The sequence below is a fragment of the Rhodothermales bacterium genome (assembly GCA_017643395.1).
Classification (GTDB): Bacteria; Bacteroidota; Rhodothermia; order Rhodothermales; family UBA10348; genus JABDJZ01.
This window is the reverse complement of record JAEPNP010000003.1, coordinates 326995-346787: the sequence shown is the minus strand read 5'-3', so window position 1 is coordinate 346787 and position 19793 is coordinate 326995. Positions and strand designations below refer to the sequence as shown.

At 61.1% G+C, this 19793-nt stretch carries 16 protein-coding genes, 1 tRNA gene, 1 pseudogene and 1 other annotated feature; of the genes and pseudogenes, 6 read left to right on the top strand and 12 right to left on the bottom strand.

The window, feature by feature from the left end; all coding sequences use genetic code 11:
- Positions 1-45: 45 nt before the first annotated feature.
- Positions 46-2514, top strand: a complete 2469-nt coding sequence (locus JJ896_11985) for a TonB-dependent receptor (GenBank protein ID MBO6780363.1) — start codon at positions 46-48, stop codon at positions 2512-2514.
- Here the strand turns inward: JJ896_11985 and JJ896_11980 are convergent.
- Both JJ896_11980 and JJ896_11975 read right to left on the bottom strand, forming a co-directional pair.
- Positions 2511-3380, bottom strand: a complete 870-nt coding sequence (locus JJ896_11980; GenBank protein ID MBO6780362.1) for an SUMF1/EgtB/PvdO family nonheme iron enzyme — start codon at positions 3378-3380, stop codon at positions 2511-2513. The two genes, JJ896_11985 and JJ896_11980, sit on opposite strands and share 4 nt — an antisense overlap.
- Positions 3365-4561, bottom strand: a complete 1197-nt coding sequence (locus JJ896_11975; protein ID MBO6780361.1) for a P1 family peptidase — start codon at positions 4559-4561, stop codon at positions 3365-3367. The genes JJ896_11980 and JJ896_11975 overlap by 16 nt, the downstream gene beginning before the upstream one ends.
- Before the next feature lie 74 nt (positions 4562-4635).
- Between JJ896_11975 and JJ896_11970 the strand changes: the two genes are divergently transcribed.
- Positions 4636-5247, top strand: a complete 612-nt coding sequence (locus tag JJ896_11970) for a hypothetical protein (GenBank protein MBO6780360.1) — start codon at positions 4636-4638, stop codon at positions 5245-5247.
- On the opposite strand, the gene JJ896_11965 is transcribed toward JJ896_11970, so the two are convergent.
- Positions 5244-5789 carry a nitroreductase gene (locus JJ896_11965; GenBank protein MBO6780359.1) on the bottom strand — a complete coding sequence of 182 codons (546 nt, stop codon included), beginning with the start codon at positions 5787-5789 and terminating at the stop codon, positions 5244-5246. The two genes, JJ896_11970 and JJ896_11965, sit on opposite strands and share 4 nt — an antisense overlap.
- A 56-nt stretch (positions 5790-5845) precedes the next feature.
- On the bottom strand, positions 5846-6253 hold the full coding sequence (locus tag JJ896_11960) for a hypothetical protein (GenBank protein MBO6780358.1): 408 nt from the start codon (positions 6251-6253) through the stop codon (positions 5846-5848).
- Positions 6254-6540: 287 nt separating this feature from the next.
- Here JJ896_11960 and JJ896_11955 point away from each other — a divergent pair.
- Positions 6541-6614 (top strand) — tRNA-Val (locus JJ896_11955).
- A gap of 617 nt (positions 6615-7231) precedes the next feature.
- Here the strand turns inward: JJ896_11955 and JJ896_11950 are convergent.
- Both JJ896_11950 and JJ896_11945 read right to left on the bottom strand, forming a co-directional pair.
- Positions 7232-7774 carry a hypothetical protein gene (locus tag JJ896_11950; GenBank protein MBO6780357.1) on the bottom strand — a complete coding sequence of 181 codons (543 nt, stop codon included), beginning with the start codon at positions 7772-7774 and terminating at the stop codon, positions 7232-7234.
- Positions 7775-7794: 20 nt separating this feature from the next.
- Positions 7795-8496: a hypothetical protein gene (locus tag JJ896_11945; protein MBO6780356.1), complete on the bottom strand. Its 702-nt coding sequence runs from the start codon at positions 8494-8496 to the stop codon at positions 7795-7797.
- Positions 8497-9379: 883 nt separating this feature from the next.
- Here JJ896_11945 and JJ896_11940 point away from each other — a divergent pair.
- Positions 9380-10762, top strand: coding sequence for a PLP-dependent lyase/thiolase (locus JJ896_11940; protein ID MBO6780355.1), 1383 nt, complete (start codon positions 9380-9382; stop codon positions 10760-10762).
- Positions 10763-11080: 318 nt separating this feature from the next.
- Here JJ896_11940 and JJ896_11935 read toward each other — a convergent pair whose 3' ends face one another.
- On the bottom strand, positions 11081-11653 hold the full coding sequence (locus JJ896_11935) for a phosphotransferase (protein MBO6780354.1): 573 nt from the start codon (positions 11651-11653) through the stop codon (positions 11081-11083).
- 74 nt (positions 11654-11727) lie between these two features.
- Between JJ896_11935 and JJ896_11930 the strand changes: the two genes are divergently transcribed.
- Positions 11728-11889 carry a transposase gene (locus tag JJ896_11930; GenBank protein MBO6780353.1) on the top strand — a complete coding sequence of 54 codons (162 nt, stop codon included), beginning with the start codon at positions 11728-11730 and terminating at the stop codon, positions 11887-11889.
- Between the two features lie 21 nt (positions 11890-11910).
- Here JJ896_11930 and JJ896_11925 read toward each other — a convergent pair whose 3' ends face one another.
- The 5 genes and pseudogenes from JJ896_11925 to JJ896_11905 all read right to left on the bottom strand — a co-directional run bounded on the left by JJ896_11925 (position 11911) and on the right by JJ896_11905 (position 18091).
- A complete protein-coding gene (locus JJ896_11925; GenBank protein MBO6780352.1) occupies positions 11911-12255 on the bottom strand; it encodes a transposase in 345 nt (114 codons plus the stop codon).
- A gap of 320 nt (positions 12256-12575) precedes the next feature.
- On the bottom strand, positions 12576-12740 hold the full coding sequence (locus JJ896_11920; protein MBO6780351.1) for a DUF2235 domain-containing protein: 165 nt from the start codon (positions 12738-12740) through the stop codon (positions 12576-12578).
- Positions 12741-12745: 5 nt separating this feature from the next.
- A complete protein-coding gene (locus tag JJ896_11915; GenBank protein ID MBO6780350.1) occupies positions 12746-14527 on the bottom strand; it encodes a hypothetical protein in 1782 nt (593 codons plus the stop codon).
- A gap of 196 nt (positions 14528-14723) precedes the next feature.
- The gene (locus JJ896_11910) at positions 14724-15671 is read right to left on the bottom strand and encodes a hypothetical protein (GenBank protein MBO6780349.1); all 948 of its coding nucleotides are present in this window, start codon (positions 15669-15671) and stop codon (positions 14724-14726) included.
- 935 nt (positions 15672-16606) lie between these two features.
- Positions 16607-18091, bottom strand: a pseudogene (locus JJ896_11905) (transposase family protein).
- Positions 18092-18522: 431 nt separating this feature from the next.
- Here JJ896_11905 and JJ896_11900 point away from each other — a divergent pair.
- Positions 18523-19754 (top strand): IS3 family transposase gene (locus JJ896_11900; protein MBO6780348.1). Its coding sequence is split into 2 segments (ribosomal slippage): positions 18523-19663 and positions 19663-19754, totalling 1233 coding nucleotides; the frame shifts between segments, so codons are not numbered across the junction.
- Positions 18802-18918, top strand: a sequence feature (AL1L pseudoknot). (Overlaps the previous gene by 117 nt.)
- Positions 19755-19793: the final 39 nt, after the last annotated feature.

Genomic DNA, 19793 nt, shown 5'->3' with positions numbered 1-19793 from the left:
CGCCCCGGCACGACCGATACAGTACTTCTGACTGACTCCGGTTTTATGCGCCGACTGGCTGCGTTTTTCTTCTGTGCGATGGGCATTGTGCCCCTGGCCAGCGCCCAGCAATGGGGCGAGGCAGTGGGCACCATTCGCGAAGCCGACACCCGTGAGCCGCTTCCCGGCGTGACGGTCGTGGTCACGGGCACCAACTTCGGCACCGCCTCGACAAGCGCCGGCACGTGGTCGCTCCGCATGCCGGCCGGCCGCTACGCGCTCAGGTTTTCGGCAGTGGGCTTCGAGGCCCGCACGGACTCCATCTTCATCCGGACCGGGCGCATCTCGGAACTGAATGTGACCCTGCGGGCAGCCACGGTGGACCTGGAAGGTGTGGTAGTTGAGGAAGACCGACAGACGGTCGAGGCCGGTGTGTTCACGGTCACCCCGGAGGCCGCCAGGGACATTCCCACCCCGGTTCGTGACGTGGCTCGCGTGCTCAAGGTGCTGCCCGGAGTGGCCACCAATAATGAGATGTCGAACCAGGTCTCGGTGCGTGGTGGCGGGTTCAACGAGAATCTCTACTTCATCAACGGCTTTGAAATTTTCCTTCCGTTCCGACCCCGGCAGGGCGAACAGGAAGGACTCAGCCTGATGAATGCCGAGCTCGCGGACGGCATCACCTTCTACTCCGGCGGCTTCCCGGCCCGCTACGGTGGCAAACTGGCCAGCGCCGTCGAGGTGAGCTACCGCAACACCGAATCCGAAAGCACCCAGCCCTCCGGAGCTGCCTACGCCTCCCTGCTGGATGCGGGCGTGTCCGCCGGCGGAGCCGTCATCCCGGGGCGTCTCGGCTGGCTGGCTGGGGTGCGCAAGTCCCGGCCACGGCGATTCTTCGGCACCCAGGAACTGCAGGGCGACTACGACCCCGACTTCACCGATGCGCAGGTCAGCCTGCGGTGGCGGCCCAACGCGCGCGCAGTGGTGGAGGTGCTGGGCATCCGTGCCCGGCATCAGTTCACGCTCAATCCGAACGCCCGTCGCACGTTCTTCGGCACGGTCAGCCAGGACACTGACCTCGCGCCGACCAACCTCCAGTCGATGTGGATCCGCTATGACGCCGGCAACGAGGAAGTGGACGGCTACGAGACCACCTTCGGCGGCCTGCGGATAACGACGCCCATTGGAAGGATCCGCGCCGAGCATGCGTTTTCACTCTTCGACACCGAAGAAAGCGAGCGCTTTGAGCTCTCCGGCTCCGCGTTGCTTTTCCTGGTGGACCCTGGCGCGGCCAACCCAAGGCCTGACGACGGCCTGTTCCCGATAGGCAACTCGCGGCAGGAGGACGCGGCCGACAACCGGGTTGCCGTGCGTACGCTGACGGGCTCCGGACGCTACTCGGCGGTGGTGGGCAACCACGCCCTCGAAGCCGGTTGGCAGCTTCGCGATCTCGAGTTTGACGACCGGATCGAAGAGAAGTCGGTCATATCGGGACGGTCCACGGACGGCACGCCCGTTCGCATTGTGGCCGACAGCCTGACCGACGCCGCGTCCCTGGGGGCATTCCGCGGCGCCTGGCATGTGCAGGACGCCATCGCCCTTCCCCATCCCGCGCGAGACGGCTTCCTGCTTACCATCGGGCTGCGCGGCGACTACTTCGATTTCAATGACGAGTGGACCGTCTCTCCACGCGTCACCGCCCGCTACCGCCTGGATGCCAATACCGTGCTGCTCGGCTCATGGGGGATCTACCATCAGAGTCCCTCCTACCGCGAGCTGCGCGGCAAGCCGGAGATCGGCGAGACCATTCTCGGAGCGCTGAACCGGGACCTGAAGAGCCAGCGTTCGACTCAGTTTGTGGCGGGCATCGAGTACTTCCTGCCGCGGCTTCGATTTGTGCTGCGCGGCGAGGCCTACCACAAGCGCATCGCCAATCTGATCTCGTACGACATCGACAACGTGCGCGTGCGTTACTCCGGCAACAATGACGGCTCGGCGCGGGCCAGCGGCCTGGATCTGCAGCTGCGCGGCGAGTTCGTGCCCGGCATGGAGAGCTGGGTCAATTACAGCTTTCTGCATGCCCGCGAGGATCTTACGGGCGATGGGACCAGTGCCGTTCCGCGTCCGACCGATCAGCGGCACACCGTCTCCATCTACCTGCAGGACTACATTCCGAATGATCCCCAGTGGCGGCTGCACATGCGCATGCTCTTCGGGTCGGGCCTTCCGTATACGCCTCCGGTGCCGGGACCGCGCGTGGGCAACCTGCTGGTACAGGCCCCAGGCGACCGGTTCTCGGCGCGCTATCCGCGCTACTTCCGATTTGACATGGGGGTGACCCGGGAACTGGACCTGTTTGAGCGCAGCTCGTCGCAGCCGGTGCGGCTGGAGGCTACCATGGAGGTGCTGAACGTGTTCGACATGACGAACACCGTGTCCTACACCTGGATACCGAACGCGGCGGGTATCTGGACGCGCGTGCCGACGCGGCTCACTCCCAGGACCTTCAATGTGCGTGCGCGGGTGATCTTCTAGCGGTCCCCGGTGACCACCCGGAATCCGATGTGGTGGTCGCGATAGCTCGGCGGGTCTTCAAAATGGTGGTACGCCGAGCGTGCCACAAACGGATTGCTGCCCCACCAGCCGCCTTTCTCGATCTTGATGCGGCCGGTTTCCGGACCCTGCGGGTCAATCATCAGCGCAGGCTGGTAGTAGTCGAGCCGGAGCCAGTCGCTGACCCACTCCATCGCGTTGCCGGCCATGTCATGCGCGCCCACCCAGGACACGCCTCCAGGAAAGAATCCGACTGCGGTAGTGCCCTCGGAGCCGACCACGTTTGCGCGCGATGGGTCCCATTCGTCGCCCCAGGGGTAGATGCGGCTTTCGGGACCTCGAGCAGCGAACTCCCACTCCGCGTTGGTCGGGAGTCTGCCACCTCTCCATCGGGCATAGGCCTCGGCCTCGAACCACGAAACACAGGTCACCGGATGCTCCGGATCATCGCCACAGATGGCAGGCGACTCCGTTCGGCGAAGAAACTCCCGGCCCTGTTCGGACCACATGGTGGAATCCTCGTAGCCGCCGGCGTCGATGAATGCCCAGTAGTCCGCGATCGTAACCTCAAACTTGTCGATCCAGTAGCCGCGGGTGAGTCGCACCGGATGGGCCGGCAGCTCGGAATCCAGCACACGTAGGGCCCATGCGGGCGGATTGAGGCCGGTCGTGTCCGCCGTGCCCATGACAAACTCCCCTGCCGGCACCCAAACCTGGGTGACCCCGCGCCGGTCGATGCGCTCTGTGCCGGCCGGCCGGTCCAGATTGGCGGGAGCCCGCTCGGTAACCGTCAGGGTTTGGGGGCCCGAACAGCCGGCGAGGAGCACGAGGATCAGCAGTCGGGGCATCGTCCGTACTGTTTCATGACTTCGATAAGGCGGTCGTGGGGCAGCGCCGGCACATGCAGGTAGTCCGCTCCGGTCATCGACTCGGCGGCCAGCATGGCATTGATGATCGCCTCCTCGACGGCCCAGATCGCCGCCTGAAAGAAGGGGTTCATGAACTCGTTGGGCAGCATGCTGAGATCGCGGGAGGCGCGGCCGAAACCGGCTTCGGGATTGGCCGTGCTGAACGCAAGGAATATGTCGCCGGAACTGTTGCCACCGATGCCGCCCATCTTGCCGACGCCCAGTGAAGCGCGGGTAACCAGACGCTTCAGCTGATGCGGAAGGAAGGGCGCGTCGGTCGCGAGCACGATGATAATCGAGCCACGATCCTCATCCGGGGCATATCCGGTCTCGCTGCAGAGCGGTGCGCGTGACCCGGCCCTGGGAAGCTCCGTGTGGTCCCAACAGATGCGCGGGTCCTGCATTTCACGGCCGACCGGGACCCCGGCAATGCGCAGTTGCGAACGCCCGCCGTAGTTGCACTGAACCAGCACACCCACCGTGTACCGGTCGAAGCCGATGGACACCACCTGCGACGCCGTGCCGGTGCCGCCCTTGAACTGGTGACAGATCATGCCAGTGCCTCCTCCGACATTGCCCTCCGCCACGGAGCCGGCCGCCGCCGCGTCCATCGCATCGAGTGCGTGTTGGGTCGTGACGTGCTGACCGTTGATGTCGTTGAGCGCATCGTAGGTCTCGGCTACGACTGGCATCATGAAGTCGCCGTCCAGATGGCCTTCCCGGACCATCCAGGCGATGACCGCATCGCGGGCAACGCCGACGGAGTGCGTGTTGGTGATGAGCACCGGCCCCTCGACGAACCCGGATTCCTCAATCCACGTCGTGCCGGTCATCTCGCCGTTTCCGTTGAGGGAGAACCACGCTCCGAACACCGGGTCGGTCACGCCGGCCTTGCCGCGGGGAAAGATGGCGGTGACGCCCGTTCGCACCGGGCCTTTGCCGACTTCCACCAGTCCCTCGCCTTCGATCAATGTTGTAAAACCGACTTCGATACCGGCCACATCCGTGATGGCGTTCAGTGGACCGGCGACGCCCTCCATGGGAAGGCCGAGATCTCGCGCACGTTGGGCCTGTGACGGAAGAGCGGTGCAGGCGAGGAGCAGCAGGAGGGCGATGCGCATGGCAGTGGCGGTGGGTGAGCGGGAAAGGTACACGGCCGGCGGATCCGAGCGCGCCAGGTCACGTTGACCGGGCGATGCGAAAGACCCTTGCCCTGGCTCTGATTGTCGCGGCGCTCCCCCTTACGGCGGAGGCGCAAAGCGCTCGCGGTGCGTTCTTCAGGTCGCTCGTGCTCCCCGGGTGGGGGCACCACTACGCCAACGGAGGCGCGTGGGGAACGACAGGAAGCCTGTTTGCGACCGCGGACGTCGGAATGGTGCTGGGTGCCGGCAGCGCGGAGTGGCGCCGGGGTGCTGCGGTCGAGAGCTACCGCACCCTGGCGGCCGGAGGCGCAGGTGCCGATCTCAATGGCAAGAATCGCACGTTCTTTCTGCGGCTGGCCACCTATCGCAGCTCAGAGGAGTTTCTGGAGGTGAGCCTTCGAAATCGTGCGTGGGACGACATCGACTACGTCGCCGACCCGAGTTTCCAATGGAACTGGCAGGAGGAGCGAGACTACCTGGAGTACCGCGAACTGCGGGAAGAGAGCGAGACGTTGCGGCGCAGGCGTACTGTCCTGGTGGCCAGCCTGGTGGCGAACCGGTTGGTCTCCGGTCTCAGCGCAGCGCGCCGCGCAGGCCGGGCAGGGAGATCGGCGATGGCATTCGCTGTTGCGCCGAACGGCGCGTACGTGGCCGTCAGGTTCTAGGGTAGGCTGCGGAGCACATCGCCCAGCGGTTTCCTCACGGACCTGGGCTCGTCCGCCGGGTAACCAAAAAAGAAGAGGCCGACCACGAACTGCTCTGCGGGGTTGATGCCCACCAGCTTGAAGAACTCGGAGTCCCGGGTCACCGGGCCCGTGCCCCACTTGCTACCGATACCGCGCGCCCAGAGGCTGAGCATGAAGTTCTGGGCCGCGCAGCAGCACGCTGCGTAGTCCTCCTGCTCCCGAAAGGCATCGTCCGAACGGCGACACGTCAGAAGCATCCAGTTCGGGATGGCCCGCCATCGGGCCAGCTTGTGGGCCGCTCGGGCTTCGCCTTTTGTCTCCCGCAACATCTCGGCATTCCGTTCCGAAATGGCGGCAGCGGTTTCCCCGCCGATCAGCACGAATTCCCAGGGCTCGGTGAGCTTGTGGTTGGGCGCCCACCGGGCCGAATCGACCGCTTCCCGCACGATTGCGAGGTCCACCTTGCGTGGCTCAAAGTTGTGCACCGTGCGGCGGGTGCGCAGCAGCTGGTCGGTGGTCAAAGGCGTGTCGGGGCGGTTTTGAAAGGCCGCCTTATACCCGCATCAACCCGTTTGGGTCAGGATGCGTAGCCCATTCTTGCTTCGCCGCGAATCTCATCCTGCATCCACAGCGGGCGGATGTCCACCATGAGCAATGCGGAGATGACCGTTTGTCCCGGAAAGGACGGCATGGAGGCGCTGTAGACCTCCTGAACCCCGATTGTGGCCTCAAAACCCAGGGAATGGGCAAAGTGATAGAGGTCGCGACAGATGTCCTTGAGCGGCTTGCCCTGCTTGTACGACTGGCGCGCGAAGGCAGAAAGCTGCTGCTCGATCGCTGCATCCGTTGGGGTCAGCACCTGGATGACCGGCGGATAGCGCCGGGCCACTGGCACCGGACGCGGCCCCTCGGTGGAATCCGCGGACCAGCCTTCAGACTGTCCCGAGCGCTGCCCTTTGCCTTCGATGATGACGTCGTACTTCATGTTGGTGGTAAGTGCCAGAGTGCCTACGGGGGGTATCGGCCAGAACCGGGTGCGTTTTCAAGCACCCCATTCCCTTTTCGGCTTGCGCACCGTGTTGCCAATGGCGTGCCAAGTCGCGGGCGCGACTGGATGGGGGCTTGCCGGTGTGGCGCAACCACGCGCCCGCCTGGGGCTTCTTGCCCACGCGACCGCCGCGGGCTTCGCTTTCCGGGGTCGCCCGTCAAGACCCCGCAAAGTGCTTGACGAATCTGAACCACCCCCCTATTTTCGCCGCCCTGCCCGTAGTCGGGTCCTTAGCTCAGTTGGTTAGAGCGCTACGTTGACATCGTAGAGGTCGGTGGTTCGAATCCACTAGGACCCACACAGGATAGAATAACCCCTTGCTGTGCAAGGCGTTAGCCCGGCATGGTGCCACCGTGGTGACACATTATGCTGCAAGGCTCAGCTCTGGGGCTTGTCGCGCTACGTCTCTGCGGCCCCCCGCGGCAGTTCGACCACACATTGGAGTTGCACGCGGCACAATCGGATCGCCCCCCTGTCTGCGGGCATATGAGTTACGACAGAGGCTTGCACGCAGGGTCCGTGAGTTCAACCCTAGCCGCGGCCGAGACTCCTGCTGTGGTGCGGGGTAGGTGACTTATCGCCGCGCGGTTTGGATACTTCCTCTCTGGAGTCGCCAGGCCAACCGTCCCTCGCGCTCGTAGACAGTCGGAATACCCAGAATTGAGTCGCAATCCGGACAAATCAGCGGTGACATTTCCGATACGCTAGTTGTTTTGAGCATTGGTGCCAGCATGCGATGGGTACTCCTGATCCTGTCGGCGTACAGTCGGAATAGCCTCCCGCGGCCGTCTTTCTGATACTCTAGAAGAATGGCACCACATCGCGCACAACGGATAGACAAGATGGTCGCAGTTCCACCACGGGCACTGAAGAAACGATCGCGACGAAGCTTTCTCTTTCCCACGTTCGCTTGGTTTATGCGTTGGCCAAGAGCTGTTCAACTACCCTCGCCAATTCGCGCGGATCGGAGGCTGTTGTGAGGACATGGTCAACATGGGCGTAGCCGGACGCCCGGATCCTGTACAGTTCCTCTATCGCAAGCCGTAGTCGCTCGCCCGACGGATCTCTCGTGTCGGCTGTAAGTCGTTCCCGAAGTACCCGACTGTTCGGGGGGATCAGATAAACGACGGCGCATTCTGCCCTAAACGTCGACCGGAGTTCGCCAATGCGATCGCACGGCCAGTCTAGCACAGCGACCTTCCCTTGCCTTACCACATCCGTGATGGGGCGTACAGGCGTTGCGTATCTCGCACCGTAGACATCGTTGACGCCAATGCAATGCTCTGAAGAAATCAATCGGTCCATCTCCTGGTCGGAAATGTGGAGTCTATCTGAATCGCCCGGGCGGATGGGTCGTGTGGTAAATGCTGCGACGTTCTCGAAGCGCCCGTCGCGCGCGCGCAGCGCTTGGCGCAGAGTTGTCTTACCGACGCCCGACGGACCTGAGACGGCAAGCACACCGGTCCATGCTCGATCCTTCACGACCGCGCCCCCAGTCCGAGGTGGCCAAGGTGCTCTGCCTTCGCCCTAAGGTGCCTACCCGTGTGTCGAGTAGCTCCGATGACGATTTCCTGGCGCTTGACCTCCGAGAATCCGTTGGAGATGAACGCCGCGATTTTGTCAGGGTTGTTGGTCGCAACCGTTATCGGTTGGGACTGACGCACCCCGAGGTACTGCAGCACGGCGATCATCCCACCATATGTGCGACGGTCGATGTGCTGGCTTCCGGCGAGGGCCACGGCAGCCCCGACGGTATCGAGGCCCCAATCGCTTTGCATCCAGAGCGTCCCCAACTTGAAGGCGGTGCCCATTCCACGGCCATCTTGGGCCCGGCAGTGGACTACCACGCCCTGGCCAGACCGCTGGATGCGCTCCATGGCCAGCCGGAGTTGCTCGGAACACTCGCATGTTACATCCGAAAACACCTGGCCGGTGGCGCAGCCGGAGTCAAGGCGTACCAGCAGTGACTCGTCTCGCACGAAGCGAGGCCGCAGGTCTTGACCAAGCTCATCGACCTTAACCAGAGCCTGGTAGTTCCCCCATTCGTCATCGGCGACGAACTGGTACATCCAGAACCTCCCAGCCGGCGTCAGGAGCGGACCGACGCCAACCCGGGTCAACGTGATAAACCCTCCGGCCGGGCCTCCGACCGCTTCGACCACACAACGGTCGGGTTCCATGGCCTTCTGGACCACTTCGGGACACAGAGGGATGCCTCCGCCGGGTTGGTGGGGATGCTCAGTTGAACCAAAAGACATTTCCCTCCTCCTTTCTTGATTCCCGGAGGGCAATTCCGAACCAGGTTCCTTAGACTTCGGTCAGAATGCGCCCCGAGAGGGGTTCTTCAAGGGGGTCCCGTCTGCAGCTGTCCGGCGATAGACGTGGGCCCCGATCTGTTTCCGTACAACTATCGGTCGCCGTTCGCTCCAATGGCAACAGGGAGCAGACGCCTCTCGGTCACCGAGGTCAGATTTTCGGCCGCTTCGGGAGGCTAGTTCAGACAACTCGTTTGTCCAGTCCAACGCGGTTGCAGGAGAGGCTAATTCGTCGGACCTAGAGAGGCCAATTCGGCTGACCGCGCTCGAAGCGCGTGTCGAGCTATGATTAACCTAGGCACAGGACACCACCGGGAGGCCGCCTCCGGCAGCTGTGTTTTTGAGCGCCATCTAGAGCCTAGGACCTCCAATCAAGGCGTACTCGGCGCCAACGCCGACGGAGGTCGCGACACCGAGTTTTTGAGCGCCATCTAGAGCCTAGGACCTCCAATCAAGGCGTACTCGGCGCCAACGCCGACGGAGGTCGCGACACCGAGCGCCAGACGCGCCGACACATCCCGGACACCTTCACATCAGAACTACCCGAACGTTTTTCGGTCGGAACCGACACGCCTCCGGTCGTGGCTCCCGATTGTTGGTTCCGGAGCCCCTCATGGTAGAAACGAGGCGAAACGCCCATGGCGACCGTCCTGAGATTTCCCTATGGTCGTTGGATGGTGCAGCTGGCCAGGTCCGTTCCTGCCAGAAAGCGCCGAAATGGTCACATTTCAGTTAGACGGGAAGTGCAGTGTCAAGACACGCGTGGTCAAAAGGGGAGCTCAATCGCCTACTTGACGAACTCTACAAGCACGCCTATCCGGAACTCGGTAGATACTTGCTCAGCGAACAGCAAAAGGCACGTCTGTCTCAGAAAATGGGGATGGGATCGACGTACCTGCGAGATCTGGAGCACAGACTGAGCAAGCTTGAGGAGCATGACGAGGAGCAGATCCTCACCTCGACTCTCGCGAGGATTTATTCCTTCATTAAGGGAAACCAGGATGGGCTCGCTTTGTGGTTGGATCGTCGGGCGCCCTTTGACCAGGCTCGAGCTATTCGAACGTTCGCTAGCTCAGTGTCAGAAAGTGATCCATTCAATCCGGAGTTCCCGAGGCAGGCACCGTTGTTTCCGGCTACGCCAACCATTCCCATTGAAGCGAAAGGATTCTGCCTGTTTGTCAAGGACGAGAGCTACAATAGGCGGTCCGGCACTCACAAGGATCGGTTGGGCTGGGAGGTCGCGAAGGCCTTCGCCAAGGCAGTAGAAGACGACCGGGACGCAGGGAGAGAACCTAGGTGCCTGTCAATCCTGTCCGCAGGTTCGGCAGCGACTGCGATTCAGCGAGAACTGCAAGGACCAACGGGACTGGCACTGCCTCCGCTGAGGGTATTGGTGGACGAGGCAACGAATCCAAGGATGATTGATTCGCTCAGGGCCGATGGTTGTGAGGTTTTCACGAGTCCTCTTGAGCCGAAGGACCTCGACTCGCGTGATATTCTCCGGCTGACGAACAACCCCAGTGGAATCGATCTGACGCTTGGGACTGGTCCGGACCTGGAGAGAATAACAGAGGACTACTACGACTGGATGGCGTTCGAAATCCTCAACACCAATCCGGACTACTGCTTCATTCCTGTCGGTTCGGCAGATCTATTCCGTAAGACGCTGAGAACACTAAAGGAGCAACTATCTGCGGATACGAAAGACCCTCGTTGGCGTGGTGACACTGAACGGCTGTCCCAATGTGTCTTCTACGGGGCATGTTGTCGAAACGAGCAGGACAAGGATGAATTCGACAAACTCTACCACGCTCAGCCCCATCATTTGGATCGCATCATGGATGAATTTCGCGGAGTCTGTGGTAGCGGGTCAGGCCTTGTCGAGGTGGACCCCCGGTTCACCCAAGAGGCGATGATGGTTGCCGCCTCAAACGGGATTCTTGCCGAACCCTCCGGCATAGCCGGTCTTCACCTGTTCCTGGGACTGTTTGGGACAATTCGAGCAGACGCAAGAGTCCTGGTGGTGAACACCGGACGGCTTATCCCACACGATGAGAGAGAGATGTCTCGAGAGCAGAGGCTGAATCGCATGCGGATGGAGATGGAGGCAAGACCAGCAAGAGTCCGATAGGCGCTGGGCTTCAGAGTCCAAGGCTAAAGCGTGTCAAGACGTCAAGAGCGAGGAGTCCGCGCTCGTCCCCGGGCAGGGACCTAGCCATCCGCCGGATTCGGGAGCCAGCGGTTCGTCATCGGCGTGGACAGCCTGATTCTCCTTCGGACTGTGGGCCATTCCTGTTTTGAATTGGCGTCGGAGGATGACACCCCCTACCGGCCATGGACGCCACCTCGGCGAGGGGATAGTGCCGGTCTCGACAGCGAACCCCGCCCCCCTAATCGCCGGATCAGAACCACCCAAGGGACAATCGTTGAAAACTCTGTCCCCGCTGCCTCATTCGAACATGGCGATCGACCTCCGGATGAGGGCTATGGCGAGCGCCTTGTCGGTCTTCGGGTAGCGTAATTGACGACATGCGTATGCGTAGACCGATGCAGCCACAGCTCGCGGGTCCTCTTCCGTGGCGTAAGCCCACTCTCGGCACGCGATTACAAACTCCGCCGCCGGGCAGTTTCTGGTGTAGGTGTTAATGTCGTGCCATTCGGCCGCCTGCTCCTCTGACGGCCAGTCGCCACGCCAACGAACGGCGTCAGGGTGGAACAGGAGACTGAACTCCAGCGTCACGGGATCTGTGCAGAGTAGCGCGCTGGATTCGTACCTCTCGTAATCGATAAGCAGCGGCCTCTCGTCTATCAAAAGGACATTGGCGGGATGCAGATCTCCGTGCTGGATCCCCCTTCTACCGAGGAAACGCTCTTTCTCAAACCTCTCCCACTCGCAGTCCTGAAGATATGTCTTCGCCAATCCCTGAAACCTTGCCATCGGAATAGCGCATTCTCTAATGTCGGCAATTGAGACCTCGCGCGTGGGGTGGCCATGACCCAAGTCTATCTCAAGCTGTCTCAAATGATGGACAACATCTTCTGTTGTACCCGCGTGCCGTTCTAACATCTCCATTCAACCGGCTTCGAGACGAAGTGTTGGACCGAGAGCAATTCGGCAGCCTGCTGGAGGCCAAGACGCTGATCGAGCTCTGGCGTCAGCAATACAACAAAGAACATCCGCACGGCAGTCTCGCCTACAGAACGCCCGCCGAGTTTGCCCAGAGCCTAAACCTCAAACCTGCGCCAATCCTAGCATAGCGGGTGGTATAGAAAATCAGGTCAGGTCACCCGCACTTGCTCGAGCTCTTTGTCCGGAACGCGGACCGACTCCAGGAGGCCACCGGCGTACATGGTAGCCAGCTTCTCCGCATCACGGCGGTCGGTCTTGATCCGGTCGCCGGCTCGGCGCGGAATTGATTTCGGGGCAATCACCGCGCAGGCCACCCCCATCGCGGCGAGCTGCCGGTAGATCACGAAGCCACACGAGGATGCCTCATAACAGACCTGGAGTTCCAACCCTGGGCCCCGAAGACCATCAATGAACCGGTGTAGCCGATCCGGCGTGTGCTTGAACTGACGGGCCTTGCCGATCTTCCCTGAGGCGGGATCAAATGTGCAGGCCATAATCGTGTCTTTGTGGACGTCCAGACCGACGACAAGACGGGAGGAAGTTTGAACGGAAATCGCTCCTTTGTCGGTCCTCGTATAGCGATACGGTCCAGATATCGCTGGTGACTAGCCCTGGAGGGCAAACCGGGAAGTCTGATGAGGCCCTTGGGGTAACCTGGGGGCGGGTCACGCAATGCCAGAGCTTCTAGCGTGTTTGCCCCGCAATTCTTCCGACGCGCCCGGGCTTGGATCGAACTCGCCTCCCCTCAGGGCCGCGAAGGAAGGCACAAGCTTGCCTCACATTCCTGTTGAGCCCCCTCCCAAATGCGGCGCCCTCAGCAATGAAACCACTCAGTGCCGACACCCTCGTCGCAATGCTTCTGCTGCGCAACATCGTCCGATCGTCTATCGGACAGCGCCTCATGTAGCCGCCAGACATTCGTGTTCGTCGAGGCCTTATTGGGGGTGCCGTGGAGGAACAGCGCGATGTTTTTCGCCATGGACCTTAGAGTGGAAGGGTCGCCGGTCCGGGAGTATCAGGGATATAGTACCCACTAACATCCATCCGACACTCGACGTATTCGCGGTCGAAACTGAACTGCACCTCAATCTGGTCACCCTTCCGGAGTATGTGGTAGCGTTCATCCTCTCTGACGATCACCGAGTCTTCGGGCAGGTGTTGGACCCACCTGCCCTGCCCGTCTCGACAGGTCATTGAGACGGCATTAATGAATGAAGTCTCATCCTCCTCTTCCGAAATGACGATGCCCTCCGCCGGGGGGACGATCCACTTTGAGTAGGTCCCTCGCTTTTCCCGACGGTCTCTGCCGGTCAAAGTCCTACCTAGCGCCCGCCCATCGGTAGAGTAGACGAATGGACAGCTTCCGAAGGGAAACCGATTGCCAGCGGAGATGAATACCGGACGTTCGGCTGTGCCGGAATCGGAGAGCACTGGGCGTTTGAATCCGTTGTACTGAAGAGTGTCCACCCGAAGTACCTTCAGCGGATATCTGTACGGGTCGACCGTACTATCCCCGGCCAGAGTATTCCGGGTGGAGCCTGTAAAGATTGATGGCGAGACCCTGATCGCCGGACAATCGGCGCACCATCCCTCAGGGGGCAAAACCTCCAACGACTCGATGCCAGCCAAAGCCTCGGCCAGGCTATCCGCATCTATCGCGATTGGCGACTCCCAGTCTCGGTCCTCTGACTCGCCCACCTCATCTTGTTGATTCGTGTAAAACAGAGCAACCGGAATCACCAGGGCTTGGCCGGCCTCAATGACCGCGCCTTCGAGGTTCAGACTGACGGCGACGGAGTCCAAGCGCTCTCCCACAGAGCCGATACCCGTCGCTCTGCCGATCACACCACTTCCGCCTTCGAATTGGATGGGATCGACACTGACGTTTTTCACGACTAGGAGCCTCATCGCCAGCAAGGGCGTAGTTAAGTCCGCTGCCCAATAGTCTCCGCACCCCTCGAAGCCCACCGCAACCGAGAAAAAGTCTGCGGGGTGCCCGTCCCCAGCTACTTCTTCGAAGAACGAGGTTGCAGCCCCTTCAAATAGTCCGATTCTTGCCAGCGGAACGTTTCGACGCAACAGAAGGTTGCCGGCGCTGATTCTACCTTCTGACAGTTGAGCAATAATCTCCGAAGGAGTCCCGCCGAAGTTCGGGTCGGAAACGACGTCTCCTCTCCAGTCTGGACCAGAAAACGGCTGGGCAAACAAGGGCTCTGAAGCGAGTCTATCGAGCTCGATCGACCCGGCTGCCCCGAAGACGCTCGGGACTACCTTAAGGGTCTCGGGGGGCGCAAAGGCCGAGTCAGCCTCCAGAAGTTGTGTGTGTTCCTCATCCAGCGACCAGCCGAACCGTCGCTGGAGATTGGCGAATGCTCCCAGTACTTCGTTCTCGGCGACCACTGGTGTCCCCCCCACAAGCCGCTGGAGTTGGCTTCCTAGCATTCCCTGAGAAAGTAGTGCTATAGCGTGACCTTGAACGGTGTGGTAGGTCGCGCGAACCATGGGTGCCGGGACCTCTAGACTGATCTCCTGCCCGGCTTCGATTTCCGATTCGTAGGTCGTCATGAAGATGTATCCGCCAACCAGGACAAGCGCAAACAGGAAGACCAGAATCAGGAATAACTTGAACAGGGAGTATTGCTGCTCCTTTGTCATCGGCACCCACACGGGTAGACTCAGCCAGCCCTTGTACAGCGACCAAAAAACAAACGCTCCAATAGCAGCAAGGCCGGATACGGTGAGTGCGATTTGCCAGAAGTTTGCCATGCTCGGATACAGTCTAGATGGGTCATGCAAGGGTCAGGGAGGGGCCACTTCCAAGACCTTTCTCGCCCGCCTCGCCGCGATTGAGAGCAGGTCTCACCGCTCAAGAAGCGATTTAACGAATGCGAAGGTGGCCAATCGGGGCCAAACCACCTGTCCGGGGTCACCTTGGGAGTCTTCCAGCGTAGCAAAGTCAGTTCTACGATTCATTCTGGCGAGAATGCATCGGTACCGACAAGCCTATTCCCGCAGAGAATCTCCGAGCCTTGAATCGGAGGTTGTATGTGTCGTAACCGTAGTAGACGTGAACTCCAATCTCCGCCCCGCCGAGTTTCTCGTGGCCAAATAGGCCGTGGAACAGTTCAACGCCGGCCTGCCTGTCGCCTCGGCTGGGCTGGCTACTAAGGGTCGCGGTGATTTTGGAATGGGACCCTAGCACCTTTCCGGCGATGTCTTTGGTGTCGAAGTACGCGGACACCGCCAATCGACGCTTCGGCCAATGCGGCGCCTGAAGCGCATCCGTAGATGTGTAGTGAAATCCCTCGATCGTGAAGAGCCGGGGACCTCGTGTCCAGGCTACTACCAGGTAGGCGTAGTTGGTCGAAAAATTCCCGTCCGAGGTGTTGAAGAACCCCTCCTCGACGCAGAAGGCACCACTAGTGTCTAGACCACAGTTCGGGTGGAAAGTCTGACCCTCTTGCCCGTTCGAATAGTGGAAGTAGCCGCCACCGGCGCCCAAGTTGGTCCTAGGGAAGTACATAACGTATCCGCCGGGGTTGTACGAGGGTGAACGGACCGGCCGAGAATCGACTTGGATGCTTCCCAACTCTTCGAGCATTCGAATGTGGGTCCTCATCGCCAACACGCCAAAAAACCTACCACCTATCCCAATACTCCGAGGAATACCACTCATGTCCCAGTCAACCGCAGTCGACAAGTAGGCTTCGAAGGTCAGTTTCTCGCGGATCCATACATCGGCAATGTCCTGCTCATTTGCGTTCCAAGGTTTCCCTGTTGTCCGGTGAAGAGAGAGTGCGCCGAGGTTGAAGAATGACCTGGGAGTGAGCCGCTCCACTGTTCGTCGCTCCACGTCCGATTTGTCCTGGGCTTGTGCGCTCGGAGCACCCGACAGCAGGCTAATGGCCACCAGAAGACTAGTCGCAGTCCGGGCAAACATAGAGCTTTGGCGGGGCAAGGGTGAGTTTGAGACACCGCCCCCCGGACAGTCGTTTCAAGACGACCCCAGGACAGCCAGTGTTTGCCGTATCGAGGACCTGACCATCTATTTCAATGGACCGGCCTTCAGCGAGGCCAGCCAGGTCAATTACTGCATCGCGGGGAATCCCCGCGTCTAAGAGCGCTGCATCAAGTTCCTCGCGACTCACCATGTTCTTGTCCTGTTGTTGGCTGGTATTCGCTACCCGCTGAGGTCGAGATACGCCAGACCCCAGGCTTGGTCAAGTCGGATTCTCTTCTTTTCGGCCGACCGCGAACCTGTCTTTGAATTCGCTCTGCCGGACTCTTCACAACCGTTAAGCAAGTCGTGCCAAAAAGCTGACGGTCTGAGTCGACAAAGCCTGTCGGAAAAGTGCTGCCATTTCCGCTTGCATAGGTGAGTAGCCCCCTCTCGCCGGCGCGAAGTCTCAGTCTCGTCGGGAACCGACAATCGCACAAACAGCCCCACCGAGATTGAACGATTTCTTGCGTTCAGACTGCCCGAAATCAGCTCGCCTACAGACGTCTGCCTACAGGCAAACCTGAATTGCGAGACAACTCGAAAGTCCTACCAGGAGGGCTCGCGGCCACTCTTTGGGCGAAGCAATCGGGCTCGACCCGTCAGGCAGATGAAAATGCTTCTTCGCGGGACTGACCTTCCGTGTTTTTCTGTTGCACCAGCAGTGGGTTTCAAGCGCGAGGAAACGGCCGGACCAGTCTTCAAGAAGTACACCGGCCAAACGATCACGGCCTTCAGAGAGCGAGCGTCAAGCCCACGATTGACGACGGTTAAGATTCCCCGGCGCGTTGCCTCACCAAACTTTGCTACCCGCGTGCCTCACATGGAATGTTACCCAAGGCTACGGGTCAGATTGGTGATTGGGCAAAGATTAGGCGCCGGGCCTCCTGCTCACGCCACGCCTTGACCCGGCGCTGGAGCGTGCGGAGCTGGCCGTCAGAGAAGGTGCCGGGGTGCTCCTCCCGGAGTCGCTCGAAGAGCTCCTTCGCGGTCCGGTGTGGTTCGGTGTTGAGCCAGGTCAAAACCTTCGGCCAGACGTCCTCGAAATCGTCGGGGTGTGTTCGCCACCACCGCTTCGCCTTGGCCGGCTTGCGGTGTGTCGGCCGGGGATCGCCTTACCGCCACAGGGTGGATAGACCGGCCAGAAAGGCGTCGAGGTCGGCGTCGCGTGTTGGTACACCGGTGAGCTTGGCTCCGGCCGCCAGGTTCGCGATGTGGTGCGGAACGGCTCGGATCTCCTCGAGCAGCCGTAGCGGATCGGTGCTCAGCGTGACCGCGCGTAGCCGGTACTTCATCTCGTCTGAAAGAGACGGGTGTGCCGCGAGACGTGCCGCAGGAGTCGTGGGCGTCTCGTACTGCTTGCGGGTCCTTCCGCCATGCCGCGACTTGCTGATCAGCTTGAAAGACGGCTGGTAGAAGTTGACGAACAGTCGCGTCGCCGAGTAGAGCCGCCCGGGTGATTCCGCAGCCGCGACACCCTCGAGCCGGCCGTATCCGACCATTCGCCGGACGACCGCACCGTTCTTCTGCTCCACCCAGGCCTGATCGTTCTTCCGGTAGGGCCTCGAACGCGTGAACTCAATTCCTTCCTCGTCGCAGTAGGCCTTCATTGCTGCGTTCACGAACTCGGTTCCATTGTCGGTATCCAGACCCTGAAGCGGGAAGGGTAGGCTCCGTCGAATCGCTCGCACGGCATCGAGGACGATCGAGGCGTCCCGCACGGCGATCGGCAGGCACTCCACCCATCCCGTAGCGACATCCGTGAGAACAAGGGTGTGCACGAAGCTGCCCGCCATGCTTCCGCCGCAGTGGGCGACCAGATCCGCCTCCACGAATCCGGGGACATCGGACGGCCGGTCGCCGGCCGTTCGGACTGGGATGCTCGCTCTGACGCGAGGCTTGCTGGGTCGCCGCCTGTCACCCGTCGCGTGCCTGGCCGGGGCCAACAGGCGATCAATGGTGGCGGCGCTCACCTTAAGTAGCTTTGACCGCACCACGCTGTCCAAATTCAGATGACCATGCCGTTCCAAAGATTCGATGAGGAGCGGAATCAGCGGCTTCAGCCGCTTCCCGCAAATGCGGTCAGACGCCTCCCGGAGGACGACCAGCGACTGCCGGACGGCCTCGTCGTAGAGCGTCGGCCGAGCGCTTCGCGTGGATGGGCGCAGTTCCTGGCCGCCGTTGAGCACACGAATCGCGTGCTTGCGGTGGAATCCGGTGACGGCGACGAACTCGTCAAGGATGACCGATCGCGCGGTCTTGTCCGCCCGCCTGTAGCGTTCCGAGATAGCGAGGATGAGTTGAGCGCGGGCTTCGCGGGCCAATTTCGACATGGGTTACCTCTGGATGGCGGTGGGTAGCATCCAAGGTGAGGCAACGGGCCGGCTTCAGTAGCAGAAAACGTGAGGCAATGCGAGGCGAATTTCTAAGTGTCGTTGATCAAGCCCACGAAGGTCGACCGCCAAGCCAATCCCGTACAAAAGGAGATTACCGTCAACCCTCGGGGTCGGCCGTGACTATCAACCCTCGGGCTCTGAGGATTTCACCCTGCCGTACGCTTCAGGAATCCACTTTGTATTTTGTGCCGGTCGTAGCGATACACTCCATATATCGATAGCCTGCACTTATCGACTGACTGGATCCGGCGCTAGTGCCTGCAGGAGCTTGTTGGGTTACGGTAGTTCCTGCACACCAGCCACGGGGGTGGTAATCTTTGAACCGCCCCGGGTTTGCCGGAGACTCCAACGTATGAGAACTTGGAGTCATGAGTCCAGCATCACGGTATTCTCCGGAGGTCCGAGCGCGGGCCGTCCGGATGGTGTTTGATCACCAGCACGAGCACAGCTCCCAGTGGGCGACGATCCAGGCCATAGCCCCGAAGATTGGCTGCACCAAGGAGACGCTCCGCCGTTGGGTAAGGCAAGTAGAACAACACACGGGGCGGCGAGAGGGCGTGACGACTGAGGAGCGCGCCCGGATGAAGGAACTCGAGCGTGAGAACCGCGAACTGCGACGCGCCAACGAGATCCTTCGGAAAGGCGTCGGCCTATTTTGCCCAGGCGGAGCTCGACCGCCGACATCGGTAATTGTGGCCTTTATCAACGATCACCGAGAAGCCTATGGAGTCGAGCCAATCTGCAAGGTCTTGCCGATTGCTCCGTCCACCTACTACGCTTTCAGAGAGCGTGAACGCGATCCGTCGACACGGTCCGCCCGATCGGTACGAGACGAGGAACTCTCTGTCGAGATTCGGCGGGTATTCGAGGAGAACTACTCGGTCTACGGAGTCCGCAAGGTCTGGCGGCAACTGCTAAGGGAGGGCTTCTCCGTGGCCCGCTGCACGGTGGCGCGCCTGATGCGTCAGATGGGCCTCAAGGGCGCTGTTCGTGGCCGCCGCGTCTACACCACCGTTCCTGCGAGCGTGGAGGAGCGGCCAGAGGACCTGGTGGATCGCCAGTTCAAGGTTGCCGCTCCGAATCGCCTGTGGATATCGGACTTGACCTACGTGGCGACCTGGCGCGGCTTCGTCTACGTGGCCTTCGTCATCGACGCCTTTGCCCGCAGGATTGTCGGCTGGAGGGTATCGAACTCGCTCAAGAGCGACCTGGCTCTGGATGCCTTGGAGCAGGCTCTCTGGGACCGCGAGCACGGCTGGGAACGGCCGCCCATCCATCATTCAGACCGCGGCGTCCAGTATCTGTCCATCCGCTACACCGAACGCCTGGCCGACGCGGCCCTCGAGCCGTCGGTGGGCAGCAAGGGCGACTCGTACGACAACGCCTTGGCCGAGACGGTCATCGGACTCTACAAGACCGAACTAATCCGACGCCGCGGTCCTTGGCGGAGCCTTGAAGACGTCGAACTGGCAACGCTGGAGTGGGTCTGGTGGTACAATAACCACCGGCTCTCGCACCCCTTGGATACCTGCCAGCAGAATGCGAGGACCACTTTCACCACCGCCTCGAAGACACCACCCTTCAGGCGGCACTCACATAAACCGGTCTCCGAAAAACCCGGGGCGGTTCATGGCGCAAA